The organism is Mucilaginibacter sp. OK098 (genome assembly GCF_900142915.1).
GTDB lineage: Bacteria > Bacteroidota > Bacteroidia > Sphingobacteriales > Sphingobacteriaceae > Mucilaginibacter.
Window position 1 is genome coordinate 177439 of the sequence record NZ_FRCM01000003.1, and the last position, 20292, is coordinate 197730.

A 20292-nucleotide genomic window follows, 5' to 3' on the forward strand; every position below is an offset into this window, starting at 1 on the left:
TTCGGACTGTTCTTGTGTCTTATTCGATTATTTCCCGCGTGCGCTGGCTTTTAATTTTGCCTCAATAAATTAATCATCCATATTAAATACTATGAAAACATTAAAATTAACTTCGCTTATGCTGTTAAGCATCTTATTGCTGAACATCTCAGAATCAAAGGCACAAAGCATTGCCGACAGCACTATGGCCAAGATCGGGCAGGAAAGAGCCTACTATGAGACGCTGGGGAAAATATATCCGCCGGCCGAAAAAGTTACCATTACTGAAACGTCAATCGCAGGCGTGAAAAGCTACTGGTTTAACCAAAGTCTTACTCATCAGAAACGGATCATTATTTATTTACATGGCGGTGTTTACGCTTTAGGCAGCATCAACTCATATAGGGCGATGGTCAGCCACCTGGCACAGGAATTGAACGCAGCTGTTCTGTATGTTGAATATTCATTAGCGCCGGAGAAACCTTTCCCTGCCGCAAACAATGAAATATTCAACGTTTACAAGGAACTAAAAAGTAAGTATCCCGGCTATAAATTCACCATCATCGGAGATAGTGCAGGAGGCGGTTTGGCTGTAACATTGGTGCATAACTGCATCGATGAAAATGTATCCTTGCCGAGCTCACTGGCTTTAATATCTCCGTGGATAGATCTGAAGACTCAAAATGGCTCTTATATAACTAAGCAGGCAGTTGACCCAATATTGAGCAAGAAAATGCTGCATGAGCATGCTGAATTATATGCACCCAACAGGTTAAAGGAAGCTGATCCAAGCGAATTAAAGTTCAAGAAATTTCCACCTGTATCCTTATTGGTTGGAACCGATGAGGTTCTGAACGATGATTCAAGAAACTTTTACGCGGTGATCAAACCGATCCAGAAAAACGCAAAATTTAAAGAATATCCAGGACAGAAGCACGTCTGGTTAGTTTCAGACATTCATTCAAAAGAATCAGTTGCTGCAATTAACGATATCAAAGAGTTTTTATCCGCTAATTAATTTTTTTCAATTCAGAAGTAATGGCTCACGGATGCGGCTGGTACCTTCGGCCATTACTATTATCGCCCCAAAATGTACCTCTTTATCCTATTAACATTCTCCGGAGAATCTCAGGAAAGCCATATTAACTATCGTAATTTGATGTTCTTTTTATTCCAAGCTTTTTCATTTTTGAGGTAAGCGTACTTGCCGGCAGGTCAAGAACCTCCGCGGCTCCACCTGGCCCGTTAATCTTCCCATTGCATTTTTTTAGCACAGATAAAATGTGTTCTGTCTCTATCTGTTGTAGTGTTTTCTTTGTGTCTGAAACAGATGATAATGTGAGATGACCGGAAGTGCAGCCCGGCAATTCAACAGTTCCGATTACCGGGTCTTTTGTTTTGATCAGCGTGCGTTCCATCAGGTGCTCCAGTTCACGTATATTTCCCGGCCAGGTGTGTTCGGAAAGCTGCTTTAATGCAGCGGCGCTCAGCTCAGGAATAGATGTCCGCCCCAGATTCGCAGCACTTTTTTCAATAAAGTATTTGGCGAGTATCAGAATATCCTCGCCGCGTTCCCTTAATGGTGGTAAAGTGATGGGGTAAACGTTCAAACGATAGAACAGATCGAGGCGGAACCGCCCTTCTCCGACTTCCTGCTCCAGGTTTCGGTTGGTGGCGGCTATAATCCTTACATCGACACTGATCGTCTTACTGCTTCCGATATGCTCCAGTTGTTTCTCTTGCAAAACCCTCAGCAGTTTAACCTGTGATTCGAGCGGTAACTCGCCGATCTCGTCAAGAAAGATCGTCCCGCCATTCGCCCCTTCAAATTTGCCAATACGTTTCGCGGTTGCTCCAGTAAAGGCTCCAACTTCATGACCGAACAACTCCGATTCCATCAGGTTTGCCGGCATCGCTGCGCAGTTGACAGTTACAAAGGGCTTCGATCTTCTTGACGATAAAAGATGAATATTTTTGGCGACCTTTTCTTTACCTGTACCGCTCTCTCCCAGCAAGAGGACTGTTACATTTGTAACAGCGACCATTTCCACATTGTCCAGCAGGTGAAGCAGCGCTGCACTGCGTCCGGCTATTCCTTCGAACTTATGTAAAGGGTTAATTGGCTGAACCCTTCTTGCTTGTCGTGGAATACTGCTATTGCCGGATGGAGGCGTCAGGGAAAGTTGCCGGAAGAGGCGAAATATTGACTTCTCAGAATTGATTAGAAGCCTTTTATGAGAATGTTCATAGACACCATCGCCTTTGTTAAAGAACCAGAGTTGAAGACAGCCAGCGTTGCTTTCACATTCAAATAGCAAAGCAGAACGCAGATCGCTTTTCAGCGACTGGCTTATTCCCCAAAGTTGCTGATCGATCAGGTCCGTAAAGGATACGCCGGAGAATACTTTAGCTTCGGGTCTTTTCCCTTGATCACCAGACTTTCCCCTGAAAATTGAAGTATTATTGGGTAAACGAAGATTTGATCCGGCCAAAGCCTGGTATTCATTAAAACCACTGCGAAGATATGCCCCGGACACAGGGTTATTTCCGGTCGCCGGCCAAAATTCATAGGTCATAAAATCGAAAGGTATCAGTGACTGAAATGCAACAGGTGTGTTTTCTAATTTGCTTTCGTAGGGCGTCTTATCATCTGTCAATGACCATAAACCCTGCTGAAGCAGTGCTTCACGTTGAGAAGAAAACTCTAAAATGCTTTCATGTTTACCGCGCGCGATTTCCAGCATAAGCAAAAGATCCTTTTCACGAAAAGGCTTGACCAGGAAACCGTAAGGATTTGTGGCGGTCGCCGCCTCCAATACGCTTTGATTGGTATTTGCAGAAATATAAATGAACCCAATACCTTTATCTTGAAGATAGGGCGCAAGCTCGGTTCCCATGGATCCGTCCTGAAGAAATATATCAAGCAAAACCCAGGTCGGTTGATATTGATCGACCGCTTTTTTAGCAGATTGTACCGTATCTGCAACTGCACAAACTTGGTAACCAGCCTTCGTAACCATATCGGATAGGTCACTTGCGACAATGAACTCGTCTTCAACGATCAAAATACTTGCATTCATCAACTTAAAGTAGCGATTACCTGGCAATTCTGAAAATCTGGTAGTGTCTCAGTTTGAATTTATTTAATTAGGTGGCGGCAGGGCTCCTATTTGCATCATTAGTCCCATTAAGTCGGGTTGCCCATATTCGGTTACGATTTTATCATCCGACAGATGGTAAATATTGATCGCCTTTACATTAATCGATTTACCAGTAGGTGGAACACCATAGAAAGCACCGTCATGCGTCCCTGTCATTGTGAACAAAGCCGCCACCTTATTTTCATCTATAACAAGGTCGTTTATTGTCCATTGAATATTCGAAAAGCCACTACGCATCATTCCTATAATCATCATATACCCTTCTAATCCCTTTAATGGTTCAGGCCGTCCAGGTACGTGAAAAATTGCATCAGGTGAGATAAGTTCCTCACCAAGATTTGCGTCAGCTGTGTTTATGAACTGGACAAATTTGTCCATAAATACTTTATTGTCTGTTGCCATGTGTTATGAGTTATATAAAAAAGCCACCTGTTAGGTGGCATAAATTTATGAATAAGTTTTTGGAATTAATCCGCTACCTTACTATTTCATCTATGCCCAATAGATATTTAGCTAATCCTGTCTCCATTGCAGGGCCTACCGTTAATATTTTGTGTGTTTTACCAAAATCTGTAGGGTAATTTTTTTTGACATAAATTAAGTTAACCATGAACAGTCAAGCAAAACAATATTTATTTTCAAACTGAGATACTACCCAAAGTCTATCTCAATATTGTTTGGAATACGCTGAGAACCATTATGCTTGTAACAAAAAGAGCAGTACTGAAATACTGCTCTTTCATAATATTCGCTGTTTGGAGGATCAACTTTCAATGGTTAATGCAGCTTTGCCAGCCGTTGATGCGACATAACCAAGCGCCTGGTCGATTTCATCGAAACTAAATCTTTTGCCGATATTGAACCTGAAATGAGGCAGATGTAACACTTTACTGATCTCCGCCAGTGCAACTGCTAATTGCGCATGATCTTGAACCGTTTCGGTCTTAAAATTACTAAATCCTTTAATGGTTATTCCCTTTACAAGGATCCCGGTATGGAAAGAAACAGGTGTGCCACCACCCAGGAAACCATAAGCATAAATAGTTGTACCCGCCTGGGCCAGCTCTAGTATCTCGCTAAGCAGCGCTCCGCCCACACCATCAAATACAGCTGTCGTTTTTAACTCAGCCGATAGTTCAGCGAATTGTTTTTTAAATTGTGGCGTTCCTTGAATCAGTACATGTTGAGCGCCAAGTTTTTCCAGATCCTGTTTGGCTTCTTCGTTTCTTACGATTGCAACTACAGGAAATCCTGCATCCAGGCAAAATCCCAGCATGGCTTTTCCGGTATCAGAATTGCCTGCGGTCACAACCATACCCTTATGTCCTTCCTTTATTGCCTGTTTGTAGGCCCCATAGGCTGTAATGATATTTACCAGCACCCCGGCATATTCGTCCGGATCGGCTTGATCAGGCAGGATGGCACATTGTAAATACGGCAAATGCGCATATTCACTCCAGGTACCAACTATCTCCTGACCGTTTGTTAATGAACGGTAAACCGTTACGTTTTTGTTTAAATATTTTTCCGGAACGCGTTCACCTATCGCGATCACCTTTCCAACGCCGGATACGCCGGCGATAGCATGCTGGCTCTCGGTAAACATGCCGGGCGGAAAATTCCCGCTGATAAAAAATTTATCGCCGGCATTAATACCCATAGATTTCATCTTGATGATTATATAGCCTGCTGCTGCCTTTTCAGGCTGAGCCACTTCGCTCAAAGCGACCCGCCCCTTACCGATAATTGTTATTGCTTTCATTTGATTTTTTTTATTTCAAAACAAAGTTATCTTTGTACACACTTTATATCAAGTACCTACTAAAAAGTGTGTATCATGGCAACAGTAAAAGAAAGTTCTACCAATCAGCTTAATAAAAGACTTGTCACCACTAAATGCCCGGTAACCTTTATTGCCAATAAGATGGGCAACCGGTGGAAGCCACTGGTGATCCGTGAGTTATTTTCAGGTACTAAACGTTATGGGGAATTAAAAAGAGCTATTCCGCCGATCAGCGAAAAAATGCTTATTCAAACTTTGAAGGAGCTGGAGGTCGATGGCATTATTAATCGGAAAGCGATGCCAGTTGTTCCCCCGCATGTGGAATATAGTTTAACCGACAGTGGTCAAGACCTGGAGGCTGTTATCACTGAAATGGTGAAATGGTCGTTAAAGTATAATATTCAGTAGCATACCAATATAGTATGATAAGCTTGAACCTCAGCAGCTAATGAGGAGGGATAATTGCCCTCATTATAATTCTTTTTGGCCAGGCTCGGATCGGATTGTGCGTTTGAGGTAGTTGTTAACCATACTTGAAAAAAAATTAACAGACTCAGGTATTTTTTTGGCCCACTAATAGTAGTCTATGGCTAGCAAACACAGAAATAATGATTTACTTTTTTTCTTAGCGCGTCCTTCGTTTTAATTCTATAACGACAGGTTGTAGTAAATTGTTTCTTTGGCCAGCTACGGTCAAATCTTAAATAGACTATCAAGCAGACCTTTACCCACCCATCTGTCGGATAGGGCTGATTTTAAGTCCTATAAGGATGTTTTTTTGTCGACTACATCTTGAAATTTGCTTTAGATAAATACCAACAATAACAAAAGTATATTATGAAAGCATTCAAACTTGCAGGCTCCGATAGGGGCTTGCTGAAAAACAATGAATTTACAGGATACACTCTCTTTAATCTTGGTCAAAAGGGAACTGTTCGGCCTGATAATTTTGGTCCGCTTTACGTCTTTAACGATGATACGCTACATCCTGGCAGCGGCTTAGGAATGCATCCACATGCCAATGTTGATATCGTGACCATTATGATCAGTGGCGAAGAATCACACAAAGACACATTAGGTATCCATGAAAATTACGCTGCTGGTGATGTACAGCTGATCAGCGCCGGTAGCGGTCTGCATCACTCAGGAGGCAATACTTCAAAAGACGCAGACGCGCGTCACCTTCAGATATGGATCGCCCCGACCAAAACGAATACTACGCCTTACGTAAGAGTCCTTAAATCATCAGAAAAATCTTCAAGGCACACCAATTATAAAACGATCGTGGCTAAGGAGTCCGCGGAGGGTGCATTAAAGATCGACCAGGATATCCGGATCTCGGAACTTAAGTTAAGCGTGAATGAAACTTATCGTGTCACTGCGCGAAATCCGAATAGCGGACTGTTAATATATGTGGTTTCAGGTTATGTCAATGCTGGCGAAAATAAACTGCAGCCCGGGGATACTTTGTTCGTGACCGAATGGGAAAGCCTGGACTTTAACGGAAAGGATGAGAACGTTTACCTGGTATTGATCGAGACGATCATTGATCCGGAATAATGTTTTTTAACCAGGCGGCTTACCAGCTACTCACCCTGATGGCGGCACGCCTGATAGAGCTGATTTTATGTCTTATCAGGATATTTTTCAGCTAAAGTTATCCGAACTTTTACATAAACAAATACACAACACATGAAAACTCAAGATTCAACAGAAAGAAGCAGGATCAATAACCCTACGGCCAGAGTACTGGCTACAGTTAACGCGCCAATCAAGGTTGCTTTCGATTACATTCAACCGGTTCCATTAAATATCATTTTCCCCGGCTATCATAACATCCCTGCTATCGTAAAAACAGATGAACAGAAACTTTGGATCACACCCGGTAAATCCCGCACGGTGACTTTTGCTGACGGTAATTCCGCATTTGAAAGCATGCTCCATGTCGACTATCCCAACTATTTTTCCTATAAACTGGAGAATTTTTCCTCTGAAAACCTCAACAGCCTGGTAGAGCGCGTAGATGGCGCCTGGGTTTTCATTGCGCTTGAAGATGACAAAGTTTTGATCGACTGGAAATATGTTTTTACGCCTAAAAGCGATGAAGCCAGAGCAATGATTGAACAACATCTTTTACCTGAGTTTCAGGGGATGCTTGAACAAGCGATGACGATCAGTAAGGGAAACCTGGAATCCTAATTTTACAAGAATAAAAAACATCGAAAAATGAAATTTGCATTAGTCACAGGAGCCAATAAAGGTATTGGTTTCGAAGTCGCAAGAATTCTTGCGCAAAAAGGGATCTTCGTCTATCTGGGCGCACGCAATTTGGAAAACGGCAAAGCCGCGGTTGAAAAGTTAAAAGGCGAGGGCCTTAATAATGTAGAAGCCGTTCAACTGGAGGTTTCGGATCAACAATCAGTTGCCGATGCGCGTCGCACAATTGGTGACAAAACGAAAGTGTTGGATATACTCGTAAATAACGCAGGCATTGGCGGTGGCTTTCCGCAATCGGCGCTGAATGCAACGATCGATCAGTTCAGGAACGTGTTTGAAACCAACGTATTCGGTGTCGCCATTGTCACGCAAACGTTTATCGACTTATTAAGGGGATCGGATGAGCCCAGGATCGTCAACGTGACTTCTTCTATGGGCTCACTGACCTTGGCTGCAGACCCATCAAGCCCGGGCTATGATTTTAAACTGGCTGTCTACCAGGCGAGCAAATCGGCTTTAAATATGTATACCATTAATTTAGCTTATGAACTGCGGGACACAGCGTTCAAAGTCAACGCGGTATGTCCAGGCTGGACAAAAACCGATTTTACCGGTGGCCAAGGCACCAGCACGCCGGAAGAAGCAGGTAACCGCATTGCCAAATTCGCGCTTACCGGACAGGAGGGCCCTACCGGGAAGTTCATCAGTGAAGAATATTTCCCTGAACCGTTAAATATTCCATGGTAATATTACAAAACTTACTTTCGCACTGATTATCAATAATTTATAAGTTTTGCTTTCTGTTTGGCATTTCAGGCGAATGTAAAGTGGGAGATCGGCATTTCATAATAGTAGTTCGGTCATTTCAAATTCCAATAGATTACGTAACGCTGTTTATCAATCTGGTAATAAGGAATCAGAGGAATGGGCCTGGCCGCCACGTCTTTCGTTTCGAATGTAAGCTGCTTCCCCGCCAATGGTGTTAGCCACTCAGTCAATTTCCGTTTTTTTACAGTTAGCGAACTGATAACATCTTCAGGGATATTATATTTTACAAATTCCAGCTGGTCCCTGGCAAAAGGTGCAGGTGGGTTTATTCCGCTGGTACCCATATCCCCCGCCAGCAACAATGGGCCGTAAGCGATTGTGGCCACCTTTGCGTCATCGTTTGCAGGGATCAATCGTAATGACATGGGAAAACTAACAGCCACTTCATCACCGGTTTTCCATACTCTTTTTAACTCAATATAACTGCCGGGTTTTTCTGATATTTTAACCACTTTACCATTTATTGTAATCTTCGCACCAGACGTTGCCCAATGTGGATATCGGATATATAACGAAAACGGGATACGCGACGGCGCTTCCTTTACGGTAAGACTAGTTACACTTTCTTCGGGATAGCGGGTTTGTTGAACAATTTTAAAGCCTTTCTCGCCCCAGTTCAATTCCGATGGGATAAACAGGTTGACATAAATGCCATTATCCGTATGGTAATAAATACTTTCAGCATATTTAGCATGATTTTCAAAACTTGTGCCAACACAACACCAAAAGGAGTCGTCGTGTGAACTATAGGTCTTGAACAAACCAGGCTTTAATGATTGTAAATATGTTACCATACCAGTCTCCGCTTCCTGCGATGGCAATATATGGTTATATAAAGCGCGCTCGTAATAATCTGCATACTTTACGTCTGCTGTCCAGGTAAACAAGTGACGTGTCAGTTTTAGCATATTGTAGGTGTTGCAGGTTTCAGTGGTGGTGGCTGTAATATGTTTCGAGATTTGATCAGGCGTAAAGAAAAACTCTTCATCGCTGTTACCGCCGGTGGCAAAAGTATGGTGATCAATAACTGTTTGCCAAAAAAATTGCGCGATCGTTTTTAGTGTGTCGTTGTTTGTAAGCTCATAGCCGCGTGCTGCACCTATTATTTTAGGGATCTGCGTATTAGCGTGGAACCCTGCCAATTTATCTTCCTTATTTGCTAAAGGGTCCATGATAGCGTGATGATAAAAAAGCTCCGCTAACCGTTTATCGTTCTTGTTTCCTGTTATGGCATACAAATTATAGGCAACTTCACTCATTCCGCCAAACTCCGTTTTCTCCATAGTAGCCAATTGTTGCGGCGTTAAAGGTTCCAATTTGCGAAAGGCCCATCCGTCCATTTTTTCCGCAATATCCAAAGCCTGCTTGTTGCCTGTATACAGGTACATATCGGTCAGCCCTGCCATCACTTTGTGGATCGTATACCAGGGTGCCCACACCCACTCACCCTTAATTGCCCGATTAATAAATTGTTTTGGGAAAGCACTTAGGTAACCACCTTCATCCAAAACTTGCTGGCATTCGGCAAGTGCTGTCACCAACGAATCGGCTTTTTGCTTGTAAACTATATCGCCTGTTGAAGCATACATCAACGCCAGCCCCGAAAGTATATGACCCATAATATGTCCGCGTAACTCACAATTTGGTGATTCCCATCCACCCAGGGGTTTGGCATTAGATGCGATACCGGCATTTAACCGCCAAGTATGCAACAAGCTTGCGTTACTAATGCTCAACATCCATTTGGCATCGCGTTCCATGTTTTGTTTGAACCGGCTGTCTAATAACCTTACATCCTGCAAATTAAAGCTTTGTGCCTTTGCGGTGATTTCAGACCGGTTGGTCAGTTCTTTTTGATACTGGCCGATATATTGTGAAAAAGCAGGCTTGCAAGTGAGCATAACGGCAATAAAATGGCCGGCGATTACGATAGTTTTAAGTATTGTTGTTTTTTTCATATTGCAAATTTAGTAACAGGTATTATACCGATAATAAATATACCAGATGGCTAGTTTAGATGTAACCCATCAGCGACATTTTTCAATCGCCTCAAATTCGCCTGCATCCAGCATAGCTTACAGGCCGCTTTTATCCGCCCCGTTGATAATTATACTGATCGCTGCCTTCCTCGTACATCCCTCTACCGCCCCTTAAAATACTTGGATCCGGATAATCTCCCTTAAAGATGAGATTGGTAAAATAACTATCCCCTTTTTTACCGCGGGTAGTTTGTACAGATGCCAGAAAACTCAACATTATAAATGGCATTACTGCCATGAAATTCATTATTTTGTTCATTTACGCATTTTTACTGTTATGTTATTGAATGCTTTGCTGTTTTCCTCAACCCGCCATTTTGGGGTTAGTAAACCAAATCACTTTTGGGTAATTCCCTTCCATTCATCTGTTCTGAAGGGCGCGGCCGGCAGCCCTTCTTTGTTAACAAGGTTACAAACGGGGTTGTCGGCCCATGCGTAACGTACGGCTACGGGTATATCTACCTTATCCGAACTCACAATTACCTTATCACCTTCGATCCGGGCTGATGCCCAAAAGAATTTTTTATCATCTCCGGCTATTGCGAATCCCTTTAGTGAAGCTATATCGCGGGTTGCAAGTCCCGAACCGGTCTCGGTAAACCTTATAATTATATTTTTCCCTTTGATAACGAAGTTTTTATACATAGGCCCCGAGGCGATAACATTTTTCCCATATACTTTTTTTTCCGCTATCAGCGCCAGCCTGCGTCCGACCTCCTGTTTATTTATCGGATGAATACTGTTTGCATCGCCAATATCTATTATACAAGCCATGCCTGCGTTGGGTTGTGACAGGGTTAGTGTTTGGGCTTCTCTCAATTCAGCCCATTCGCTTTCAGCTGGAAGCGGATCTTCTTTTTTGAAGTTTGCCAACTGAACATATAAAAAAGGAAGATTACCCTGATGCCAGTGTTGTCGCCAGTCGTTGATCAGCATAGGGAATAATTCCCTATAGCGGTAAGCTTCAATATCGTTTGCCTCGCCCTGGTACCAGATAAATCCTTTGACCCCAAAAGGAATTAGCGGATTAATCATAGCATTAAACAGCACTGCGGGGTAATTTTGATAATTATGGATTTTAGGCATGGCTGGCTCAACATTTGTTTTATACAACCATTTTCCTGCTAAAGAGATCTTAGAATAACCATCAGTAATATAAATATTTTCGGCCGGAGGGTTCAATCCACCGCCACCCCACAGCATAGCCATTCTTATAGCAATGGTATTTTCCCCGTTTTTAACCAGACCGGCCGGAATGGTATAAGATTGTTTTTGATTGCTATTCCAAATCGTTTTGCATATTTCGGCACCATTAAAATAAAGGGAGTAATTCATTTCAGGGTGACCAATATTCAGCACTAACTCTTTTCCTGCAAAAGATATGGGTAGCACAATTTTTTTTCGTAGCCACATCATCCCTTCATATTTTCCAATCCCAAAATCCTTAACCAGGCGAGGCATCTCAACCGCGGCCCAGCCAGAATCACCATATTCCGGTAAGGGAATGGTCTTGTCAGTATTACCCTGGGGATGATAAACGATGTCCCAAAACCGTATCATATTTAAGCTGTCTTTTACAACATCATTTTGAGTCAGCGTATCGCCAGCAAGCATTTTTGCTCTGGTAGCAGGTGATGTAAGCTGCATTTCCCGGCTTGTCCATGTTTGTACCGGCGTTCCTCCCCAGCTACTTTGAATGATCCCGATTGGTACGTTTTGCTCTTTATGTATTTTACGGGCAAAATAATAGGCTACAGCTGAGAGCTGCTTCACACTATTAGTGTCGCATAGTTTCCACTTACCCGCTAAAAAATCAGATTGAGGGCTAAACTTAATATCATGTTCTATCAAAAGAAAGCGAATTTGCGGGAAATCAGCTTTGGCAATTTCGTTTGGAGCATTCTGCGCCTGCTGTACCTGCCATTCCATATTGGATTGACCCGAAGCCAGCCAAACATCTCCGATAAGGATTCCTTTTAGTTTGATCGCAGATTCCGGCTTTCCTGATTCAGAAATTTTGAGCTCATAAGGGCCGCCTGCCTTAAACTTCGGAAAGTGCAACATCCATTTGCCGTCTTTGCCAGTTTTTGCATCTGTACTTACCTTGCCAAGCGTTGCAACAATCAAAGAACCAGGAGTTGCTTTTCCCCAAACAGGAATAGCTATACCTCTTTGCAAAACCATATTGTCGCCAAACACTTTTGGCAAAGTTACCTGGGCATAACCGGATGTTTGAAAAAAGTGGAACAGTGTAAAAAACACTAATAATATCCATTTGTTTATTTTCATTGTTTTAGTAACGATAGTTTTAACAAAGCGGCCCCGTGCGTATTTATTGTTTTTTTATATCCTTTTTTAAAGGCGCCTACATCTTCTTTTTCCCAAAGGTCCCGAACGGCTACCTTTCCTTCCAGGCCAAGTTGGGCAAAGTTTACATCCACATCCTGCGGCTTTGCCGCCAGGTTGAATAAAGCAACATAAATATCCTTGCTATCGGGCACGTGCGAATACCAAACCATAGCATCATTAGTTTTGTATAACTGGCGCGGTTCGGTCCCATGTTGGTTAACGGCTATCACCTCATCGTTTGTAAACAGTTTCAATTCCTGCTCCCTGTTTTCGGGCAGGTTGCCGCCCAAAATTAACGGGGAGCGGAAGATGGTCCAAAATGTCATATGCGAATACTCCTCGTCTTTTGTAAAACGGCTATAACGCTCGTCACCTACAGGGCCCCGTTTTGACAACTTGCCTATTTGTATCATATCACAATCGGGCCAATGGCCGGGCCCGCCAACGCCTTCCCATTGTTTGCCATAATTAAACATTTGCAATACTGCGTTCCACTCGTCCCAAAAGTCATTGGCCACCCGCCACATATTGGCATTTTGTTTTACGTTATCAGCTTTATCAACAGGCGTAGCCCCCGGTGACGTACTGAACACGATGGCCCTGCCGCAATTATCAATTGCCTTCCTGTAGCCCTCAACCTCCGCAGTGCTATAAGGAGCCGATAAGTCATCAACCTTAATAAAATCAACGCCCCAACCTGCATATAATTTCAATATTGAATTCAGGTATGCCTGCGCACCGGGTTTAACCATATTTAGGCCAAACATGTGGTTGTTCCAGGCGCATTTTGAATTAGTATCGGCTATCATATCAGCAGTTATGCCATTAGTGCCCATTACGGGTGATTTTGCCCATACTGCCTGGCGTGGGATGCCACGCATTATATGAATACCAAATTTCAACCCCAGCGAATGGACATAGTCAGCCAATGGCTTAAACCCCTTACCTCCAGATTCCGAGGGAAACTTAATTGTATCAGGTGTTAGACGCCCCCATTGGTCCATTGCCAGCCAGGGGCTATATGAGCCATCTTTAAGTCTTTTTTGAAACGGGTCGCCACTTCGGCTATCAAAGGACCATAAAAAATCTACCACTATATATTGCCAGCCATGCGCCTTCAGGTTTTGCGCAACGTAATCAGCATTTGCTTTTACCTCATCCTCATGAACCGTCATACCGTAACAATTGTAACTGTTCCATCCCATAGGGGGGGTTAGCGCAACATTCCTTTTTTGCGCCTTTATTGATGTACAAAAACTAAATACTATTAAAAAAGTTAAAATTTTCCAGGTTGTGGTCATCGATATGAGATTTCTATTGTAAATAATACGTAACTGGTTGCGTCGAACGACTTATTAGTGTTTGTAATAACTGGTTTTACGCTTAAATCAGCAATTTCTTGCTTACTGCATCTTGTTAATGTCAGGATGCCTAATAAATAATTTAGAGTTTTTTTCATAAAACAGGTTTGGACCGATTTATTTGTTTAACTGGTTAAATTTCATTTCTCGCTGGGCAAAAAAAGGTAGTTAATAAAAACAAGTGCGCTTTTTTTTTAATTTTTCAGTTCGCTATTTAATATTAATAGGCTTTATTTTTCCGGGGAAATGGAATCTGTTATATGAAAAAAGTCAAAGTCAGCCGCATAGTTATAAATCGAGCTCAGTTTAATAGATATTATCCTGCTATTTAACCGGCGTAAATTTGTACAGGGCCACTCCATGCACCGGAACCTTCACCGAAAGAGCCTCTTTGTCCGCATGGATTGTTGTAATATCTTTCTGACGCCAAAGATCACGCACCTTTTGCTTTCCTGAAATACCAAGCTTTTTCAGATCCTTGTAAGAGATATCCACTTTCTCCAGACCGAAGTTGCAAAAGCCTGCTACACGACTGCCATCCTCAAGCTCTTTTACATAAATGCGCAGATCTCCGATAGTCTGAACACAGGTAGCCTGTTTGCCAAGAGCATCCTGATCGACAGCAATCACTTCATCGTTTGTCAATAAATTCAAGGTAAAGGCATCCAGCTTTTCCATATCGCAACCAATTAGCAGAGGCGCAGAGAAAAGGCACCAAAGACTGAAGTGAAGATACTGCTCATCTGGTTTAAGCATGGTGGGATGCGGGCTACCCCAGCCTACTGTTCCTACAACCAACATGTCCGGATCGTTCCAGTTACCGGGCTTAGCCCAGGCTGCAGCCTGATCCTGAGCTAATGCTATGCTTTTAACGTTGGACCAGTTGTCTGTTATATCATTCGTTGTACGCCAGGTGTTTCCACCTACCGAACCGCCCCATTTCCAAACTTCCGACATTCCGTACTGACACAAGCTAAAAACAATGTCGCGGGGTTGCTGACGGATATAATCTCCCATTATTTTGTATGGTTTTACGGCGGTAGACAATTGATAACCTCCATTGTAAGATATGGAGACTACTTTGTTTGGGTTGTTATCAGGTATTCCATTTAGCACTCCTCCATAGCTGCACCAATCGTATTTCAGGTAATCGAAACCCCATTTGGCATAACTTTCGGCATCTTGCTTTTCATGTCCATAACTACCGGCACCGCCATCACAGGTCCAGGGACCAGGACTGGAATAAATGCCGATCTTTAAACCTAAGCCATGCACATAGTCTGTCAGGGATTTCATATCTCCAAACCTTTTATTAGGAACTATATTACCAGCTTCGTCCCGGAACTTACCTTGCTGGGAAGGATCTTTCGAATCGCGGTTATTTTGCCAGTAGTCGTCAATATTTACGTAATTCCATCCGTAATTTACAAGTCCGGTTTTCACCATTACTTCCGCAGCGCGCTTGACTTTCTCAGCAGAAACCTCTCCGGCGAAACAATTCCAGCTATTCCAACCCATTGGCGGGGTAAGTGCAATTTTATCACCACAGATAATGCGTAAACTTTTTTCGGCTATACCTTTCGCATTCTTTGCCTTCAATTGAATAACGTAAGTGCCGGCTGTTACAAGCTTACCGGTGATAAGTCCTGTTTTTTGATCCAGCTTTAGTCCCTGAGGCAAGTCGGTAACCATAAAGGTCATTGGCCGGTCTCCGGTGGCAGGTATCCTGAACTGAAACGGCGAGCCCGGGCGGACACCGAAAACGCTTGCGCTATTGATCTTCGGTTTTGCCGATGGCTTAGGGGTAAGAATGTAGGGCTCACTTGGGACAGGATAATAAGTAGTGAAACTTGCCACACCGGGCGCCTCAAATTTTGCATCTGCCCAGTCGGCATGATCGCTGCTGTTACCGTTTCCTCCGTCTGTTACCAGCAGATAAAGTTTTTTCACACCCAAAAGTTTCACATTACATAGCCGGGCAGTATCACCATCATGCATTACACCGCTCGACCAAAGCTTTGCGCCATCGCCGAATACAATAAACTCTACGGCGGGCTGACGCCCTTTCACCTCATCATCAATGCCAACCTGCGCGGTAAACGAACTTGCCTTACCATCAAGCTGAATAAAAAGAGAGCTTTCTGCATGTGTGCCGAAGCCACGCTCAAAAGTTTTGCCTGCGATAGTCATGATGTTGTCATCAACTGTCCTGTTTTTTTTAGGTATGCCCCAGCCCTGTGTAGTTGCGCTGAGATCCAGCTGATCTAACCAAACAGTTTGTGCGGAAAGAGTACTTATACTTACTAGGCTGACGATAATCGCGAAGACAAGAGTAATTATGCTTTTACTTGCTGTATTCATTTTTAATTTATAAGTGATAGGATGCCTGGATCGGCTATATTAATGGTTTGTATAATCGGGTTTTGAGCCTGCGCCCCCGCGGCAGCAAAAAGAGCTGTTGCCTGCAATACTTTCTTTCTGATATTCATTGTTGTCCTAAATTTATGTGTGTATATTATATATAATGGACCGGTCGAAGTTTTGGAATGTTTCATATTATGGAACAATTGGATCCCGTTTTCGGTAAAGGCTTCATCCTCGCTACAGAAACATATATTTTTCATTCTCCCATCTATGAAAATAACGGGAGAATGAAATTGGGTTATAAACATGTTATTGAGCCCTAAGAATAAATCAGGTCCATTTATCGCCAATTTTTTATTTTTTAGGAGAAATGGAATCTGTTATATGAAAAAAGTCAAAGTCAGCCGATCCCCCTATATTTTTTGTAGCATAATTAAACAAAGCAAAACGATAGCCCATGAAATGCGGGAAGGTATAGGCCATTTTTAATTGTGTGCCCAATGGTCTCCATGTCTTCCCGTCCAGGCTATAAAAAAAATTTGCCACGTCTTTTCTGTTTGTAAAATCGCATTCCATCTTAAAGTACACTACCTTTTGGTTTAACGGGATTTTTTGTACTTCCACAGGTTTTCCGGTGCTTGCATTGACCATGACGACAGCTTTGCTATCCCCGGCTATTTTGACGCCAGCTAACCCGTAATTCTTTTGCAAAAGACCCAAACCCGCAAAATCACCATCTTTCATATTAGAAACGTCGAGCGAAACTGTCCCGGAGCATACCGGGCCGATAGTGCGTTGTGTCAATGAATTTCGTGCCATCACGAAATCGGTGTCAATCCTGCCTGTGGTGAGTCGTAAATACCCTTTCCGCGCGGTAACAGACCACAAGCTATTATCCGGGTTATGGTTCCATTGCCAAACCAGTGGTAATGCACGTTCACCTTTTTTACGGGTAAACTCGTCCGAAGCCACAATGCCCGGGATCAAACCTTTACTGGCCGGAAGGTCTAGTGTATCCAGCACTTTGCCGTTGGTGCCCAAAACGGGCCATCCATCCACCCACTTTACAGGGACCAGATAGGGAATGCGCCCCACCGAGCCATAATCACGGAACAAATAAGAATACCAGGCCCCATTTGGCGCTTCAACCAATCCACCTTGCGCCACACCTAAATCCTGGAGGCCAATTCGTCCTTCGTACGGGCCGGTGATTTTATCTGCCCGGTGGATTATAACAGTGCGTACGTGGCCCGGTGGCCATGTAATATTGAAAAGATAATATTTGCTGTTTATCTTAAACAGCTGAGAGCCCTCCGGACCGAGACCAATGCCACCCGAGGGCACGTTTGCTTTTTTAATGATAACCTGGTCAGTTCCGCCAGGCTTTATGCCGGAAAGGTCCTTATTTAATTCAACTAACCTTAAATCTCCGCTTCCGCTGATCATGTAAACCTTTCCGTCATCATCAAAAAACAAGGAGTGATCACCCAGGTCGGGGGCAAATGACCTGGCTTTCCACGGACCTTTTTCGATATTTTTAGTACTGTAAATGTGCGTTTTGCCGGTATTTGCAGAAAATGTGCTTACATAATAGGTTCCATTATGGAAACGAATAGAACTTGCCCACGAACCCTCCCCATATGCGTTTTTGCCATTTGTGAGATTTAATGCATCAACGTTTCCTAAAGTATCATATGCATAACCCACCGTCTTCCAGGTCACCAGGTCGTTCGACTTCATAATCGGTACACCGGGACTCATGTGCATAGTTGTGCTGCTCATGTAATAGCTATTGCCTACATGCTCTATTGATATGTCTGGTACATCTGCATAAATAATAGGATTAGTTGCTTTTTGTGCATATAAACACGGCGCTATAAGCGTGATAATTAAGGCCGTCATCCATAACCTGTAAATCGCATTTCTCATATTGAAATTTGTTTTTTTATCCTGGTATTCTTACCTGATTTTAATTACTTAGTTAACGTATTTATTTGAAGCATGCTTACTGAATATGGATCGAAAGTCCTTGTAAATTCAGCGCCGGCCACTTTTATTTTAGAGGTAACCGGAACTATTTTTACCGGATCGCCGACTGTGTTCGTATCTTCGGGTTTATCACCTTTTATGACTACAATGATACCCTCGGGAGAAAGCTTTCCAGCTCCCTTTAAATCGATATCAACCTGCTGCGGCTTTCCTGTTGTATTTACTATTTTAAGAAACAGTTTTCCCGTTTTGGTGTCCTGGGTAGCTACATAAAACATGGCTGGTATGGGTTCGGGCATTTTGTTCGTCGCACTATCCTGCTTGGTGGCAGACCTGGTTTGGGTAGGGATATTGATGCCCAATATAGGCACCACTTTATTGCCGATATAGCTGTTAAACATTGCTTGTACATAATACGAGGGCGAGCCAAAACTTGTCAATGCATCATAACCTATCAGGTTTGAATCCCATTGCCATGCTTTCGGCGCGGTTGCGGTAGCCTTATTTACATTTGCAAATAAAGGCGCGTAGCATGAGCGGATAACGAGGTCTGAGTTACGTTCCATACCTGTCATCCACGCGGCATCACCGAGGGCAGCATTCAAATTGGTGGTGGGCGTGCCTTCCGTTGTTGCCCATTCACCTACAAACACTTTATATCCATTGCGGTCGTAGTTATCATAATGTGCCGCATCCTCTTCCATTCCCCAGGCATTACGGTAATAATGTTCATCTACAATTTCGGGCTTGCGAATTGTTAATTTACCCCTTCCTCCAAGCCAATCCTTACCGCCGATGGTTGCAATACAGTGAAGGTTAGGGTATTTGGATTTAATGCCATCATAAAACTGGGCAAAACGTCCATCGTAACTGCCAGAGTCGTCAAACCCGTCTTCGTTACCAATTTCCACATAACTGAGTTTAAAAGGCGCCGGGTGCCCATCCGCCGCACGCTTAGCGCCCCAATATGTGTGTACGTCGCCCGTAACATATTCAATTTCATTAAGCGCATCCTCTACATATGGTTTTAAAAGCGGGCCTGAATCCACATGGTCGCCGTCGAGCGAATAGCCGGCATAAACGGCAAGCAGCGGTTCCATTTTAAGGTCTTCGCACCATTCTAAAAATTCAAGTAACCCCATTCCGTCAGTGGGGCGGTAGCCCCATGAGCCGGTATGGCCTGGCCGCCCCTCAAGCGGCCCCAAAGTAGTCTTCCACGGAAATGCATCGTTCAATTTCGGGCCTTCGAGGAAATTACCGCCGGGGAAACGTAAAAAGCGGGGTTTCATATCGGCCAATAACTTCATTATATCTATTCGGTTCCCATTCGGACGGTTATGATAAGTTGGCGGAAATAAAGAGACGAGGTTAAAATAATAAACCCCGGTACGGTTTGTTGAAATAACAAAACGGGCGGCAGATGTTGGTTTAACATCAGCGCCTGTTATTAATTTAAGTTCATATTTTTTCCAAAAGGTGCTTTTTACTAAATTAATAGTACCCGTAGCATATACCGTTTTACCATCATTGCTTTCTATACTTACGGTTATACGCCCGGCAGTGTTATCAGCAATTACCGGGACAGCAACTGTGGGCTTGGGAGCCCATTGCTCGTTGGGCAATGGCTTGATTTCCGTACCCTTAATATAAAAAGAGGCGTTATAAGTTGTATTAGGTAAAACAGGTATGCCCCAATAACCTTCATTTGCAATACCGGCCCTACCACCACCGGTATCCACCAATAATCTTAAACAAGTAGTTAACGCGCCATTAATTGCATAGCGCCGCTGATCTGCCGGTACATAGTCGGGGTTTGCGGCAACTAATTGAATTGTGGCCTTCGCACTACCTTCCTTGATCACGCTCCATGCTTCCGGTGTATTTGGGTTGTCCTTAAATATCCTGTTTTTGATCAGCTCGGCATACAAACCACCATCGTACGAATGGTTAATCTCTTCGGTCATCAACCCATACAGTTGCGGACTAACGTTCGCGCCGGGTTTAGTTAAATCAAGCGTAAGCTTAGGGCTTTGCGCTTTTAAGCTTGTTGCAGTGAACAGGAACAGGCACAAACTTGAAATGGATAATAACTTTTTCATTGTGAAATTTAATATTATTTATTGTGTTTTTTACACTTATTTTATAAGGCCAACGGGGCATTTCCATTGGAAATCACACTTACCTTCAGACAGGTCATAACTGTCTAAGACCAGGTGGCGCAT

Annotated in this window: 16 protein-coding genes; 5 read left to right on the forward strand and 11 right to left on the reverse strand. The window is 43.2% G+C overall.

Going from position 1 to position 20292, the window contains the following annotated elements; all coding sequences use genetic code 11:
* The first annotated feature begins 91 nt into the window (after positions 1-91).
* Entirely contained in the window at positions 92-997 is a 906-nt protein-coding gene (locus tag BUE31_RS11140; protein WP_073403435.1) for an alpha/beta hydrolase fold domain-containing protein, read from the forward strand.
* A 124-nt stretch (positions 998-1121) separates the two neighbouring features.
* Here BUE31_RS11140 and BUE31_RS31605 read toward each other — a convergent pair whose 3' ends face one another.
* From BUE31_RS31605 to BUE31_RS11155, 3 genes are all read right to left on the reverse strand, one after another.
* Positions 1122-3059 (reverse strand): sigma-54 dependent transcriptional regulator, encoded by a 1938-nt coding sequence (locus BUE31_RS31605; protein WP_073403437.1) that lies wholly within the window; start codon positions 3057-3059, stop codon positions 1122-1124.
* A 63-nt stretch (positions 3060-3122) separates the two neighbouring features.
* Positions 3123-3542: an ester cyclase gene (locus BUE31_RS11150; protein WP_073403439.1), complete on the reverse strand. Its 420-nt coding sequence runs from the start codon at positions 3540-3542 to the stop codon at positions 3123-3125.
* Positions 3543-3903: 361 nt separating this feature from the next.
* Positions 3904-4902 (reverse strand): zinc-binding dehydrogenase, encoded by a 999-nt coding sequence (locus BUE31_RS11155; RefSeq protein WP_073403441.1) that lies wholly within the window; start codon positions 4900-4902, stop codon positions 3904-3906.
* A 75-nt stretch (positions 4903-4977) separates the two neighbouring features.
* Here BUE31_RS11155 and BUE31_RS11160 point away from each other — a divergent pair, with 75 nt between their 5' ends.
* The 4 genes from BUE31_RS11160 to BUE31_RS11175 all read left to right on the forward strand — a co-directional run bounded on the left by BUE31_RS11160 (position 4978) and on the right by BUE31_RS11175 (position 7887).
* Positions 4978-5331, forward strand: coding sequence for a winged helix-turn-helix transcriptional regulator (locus BUE31_RS11160; RefSeq protein WP_073403443.1), 354 nt, complete (start codon positions 4978-4980; stop codon positions 5329-5331).
* Positions 5332-5760: 429 nt separating this feature from the next.
* Positions 5761-6483: a pirin family protein gene (locus BUE31_RS11165; protein WP_073403445.1), complete on the forward strand. Its 723-nt coding sequence runs from the start codon at positions 5761-5763 to the stop codon at positions 6481-6483.
* Between the two features lie 132 nt (positions 6484-6615).
* Entirely contained in the window at positions 6616-7122 is a 507-nt protein-coding gene (locus tag BUE31_RS11170) for an SRPBCC family protein (RefSeq protein ID WP_073403447.1), read from the forward strand.
* Between the two features lie 27 nt (positions 7123-7149).
* Positions 7150-7887, forward strand: coding sequence for an SDR family oxidoreductase (locus tag BUE31_RS11175; protein WP_073403449.1), 738 nt, complete (start codon positions 7150-7152; stop codon positions 7885-7887).
* Positions 7888-8000: 113 nt separating this feature from the next.
* Here the strand turns inward: BUE31_RS11175 and BUE31_RS11180 are convergent, their stop codons facing one another.
* The 8 genes from BUE31_RS11180 to BUE31_RS11215 all read right to left on the reverse strand — a co-directional run bounded on the left by BUE31_RS11180 (position 8001) and on the right by BUE31_RS11215 (position 20169).
* Positions 8001-9926, reverse strand: a complete 1926-nt coding sequence (locus tag BUE31_RS11180; protein ID WP_083619700.1) for a glycoside hydrolase family 127 protein — start codon at positions 9924-9926, stop codon at positions 8001-8003.
* 130 nt (positions 9927-10056) lie between these two features.
* Positions 10057-10266: a hypothetical protein gene (locus BUE31_RS11185; RefSeq protein WP_073403451.1), complete on the reverse strand. Its 210-nt coding sequence runs from the start codon at positions 10264-10266 to the stop codon at positions 10057-10059.
* 77 nt (positions 10267-10343) lie between these two features.
* Complete coding sequence (locus tag BUE31_RS11190; RefSeq protein ID WP_073403453.1) at positions 10344-12296, reverse strand: sialate O-acetylesterase; 1953 nt, start codon at positions 12294-12296, stop codon at positions 10344-10346.
* The gene (locus BUE31_RS11195; RefSeq protein WP_073404241.1) at positions 12293-13561 is read right to left on the reverse strand and encodes a glycoside hydrolase family 27 protein; all 1269 of its coding nucleotides are present in this window, start codon (positions 13559-13561) and stop codon (positions 12293-12295) included. The genes BUE31_RS11190 and BUE31_RS11195 overlap by 4 nt, the downstream gene beginning before the upstream one ends.
* 480 nt (positions 13562-14041) lie before the next feature.
* A complete protein-coding gene (locus tag BUE31_RS11200) occupies positions 14042-16078 on the reverse strand; it encodes an NPCBM/NEW2 domain-containing protein (RefSeq protein WP_073403455.1) in 2037 nt (678 codons plus the stop codon).
* A 2-nt stretch (positions 16079-16080) separates the two neighbouring features.
* Complete coding sequence (locus BUE31_RS31565; RefSeq protein WP_255376658.1) at positions 16081-16206, reverse strand: hypothetical protein; 126 nt, start codon at positions 16204-16206, stop codon at positions 16081-16083.
* Positions 16207-16435: 229 nt separating this feature from the next.
* A complete protein-coding gene (locus tag BUE31_RS11210) occupies positions 16436-18010 on the reverse strand; it encodes a glycoside hydrolase family 43 protein (protein WP_073403459.1) in 1575 nt (524 codons plus the stop codon).
* A 44-nt stretch (positions 18011-18054) separates the two neighbouring features.
* Positions 18055-20169, reverse strand: coding sequence for an alpha-L-arabinofuranosidase C-terminal domain-containing protein (locus BUE31_RS11215; protein WP_073403461.1), 2115 nt, complete (start codon positions 20167-20169; stop codon positions 18055-18057).
* Positions 20170-20292: the final 123 nt, after the last annotated feature.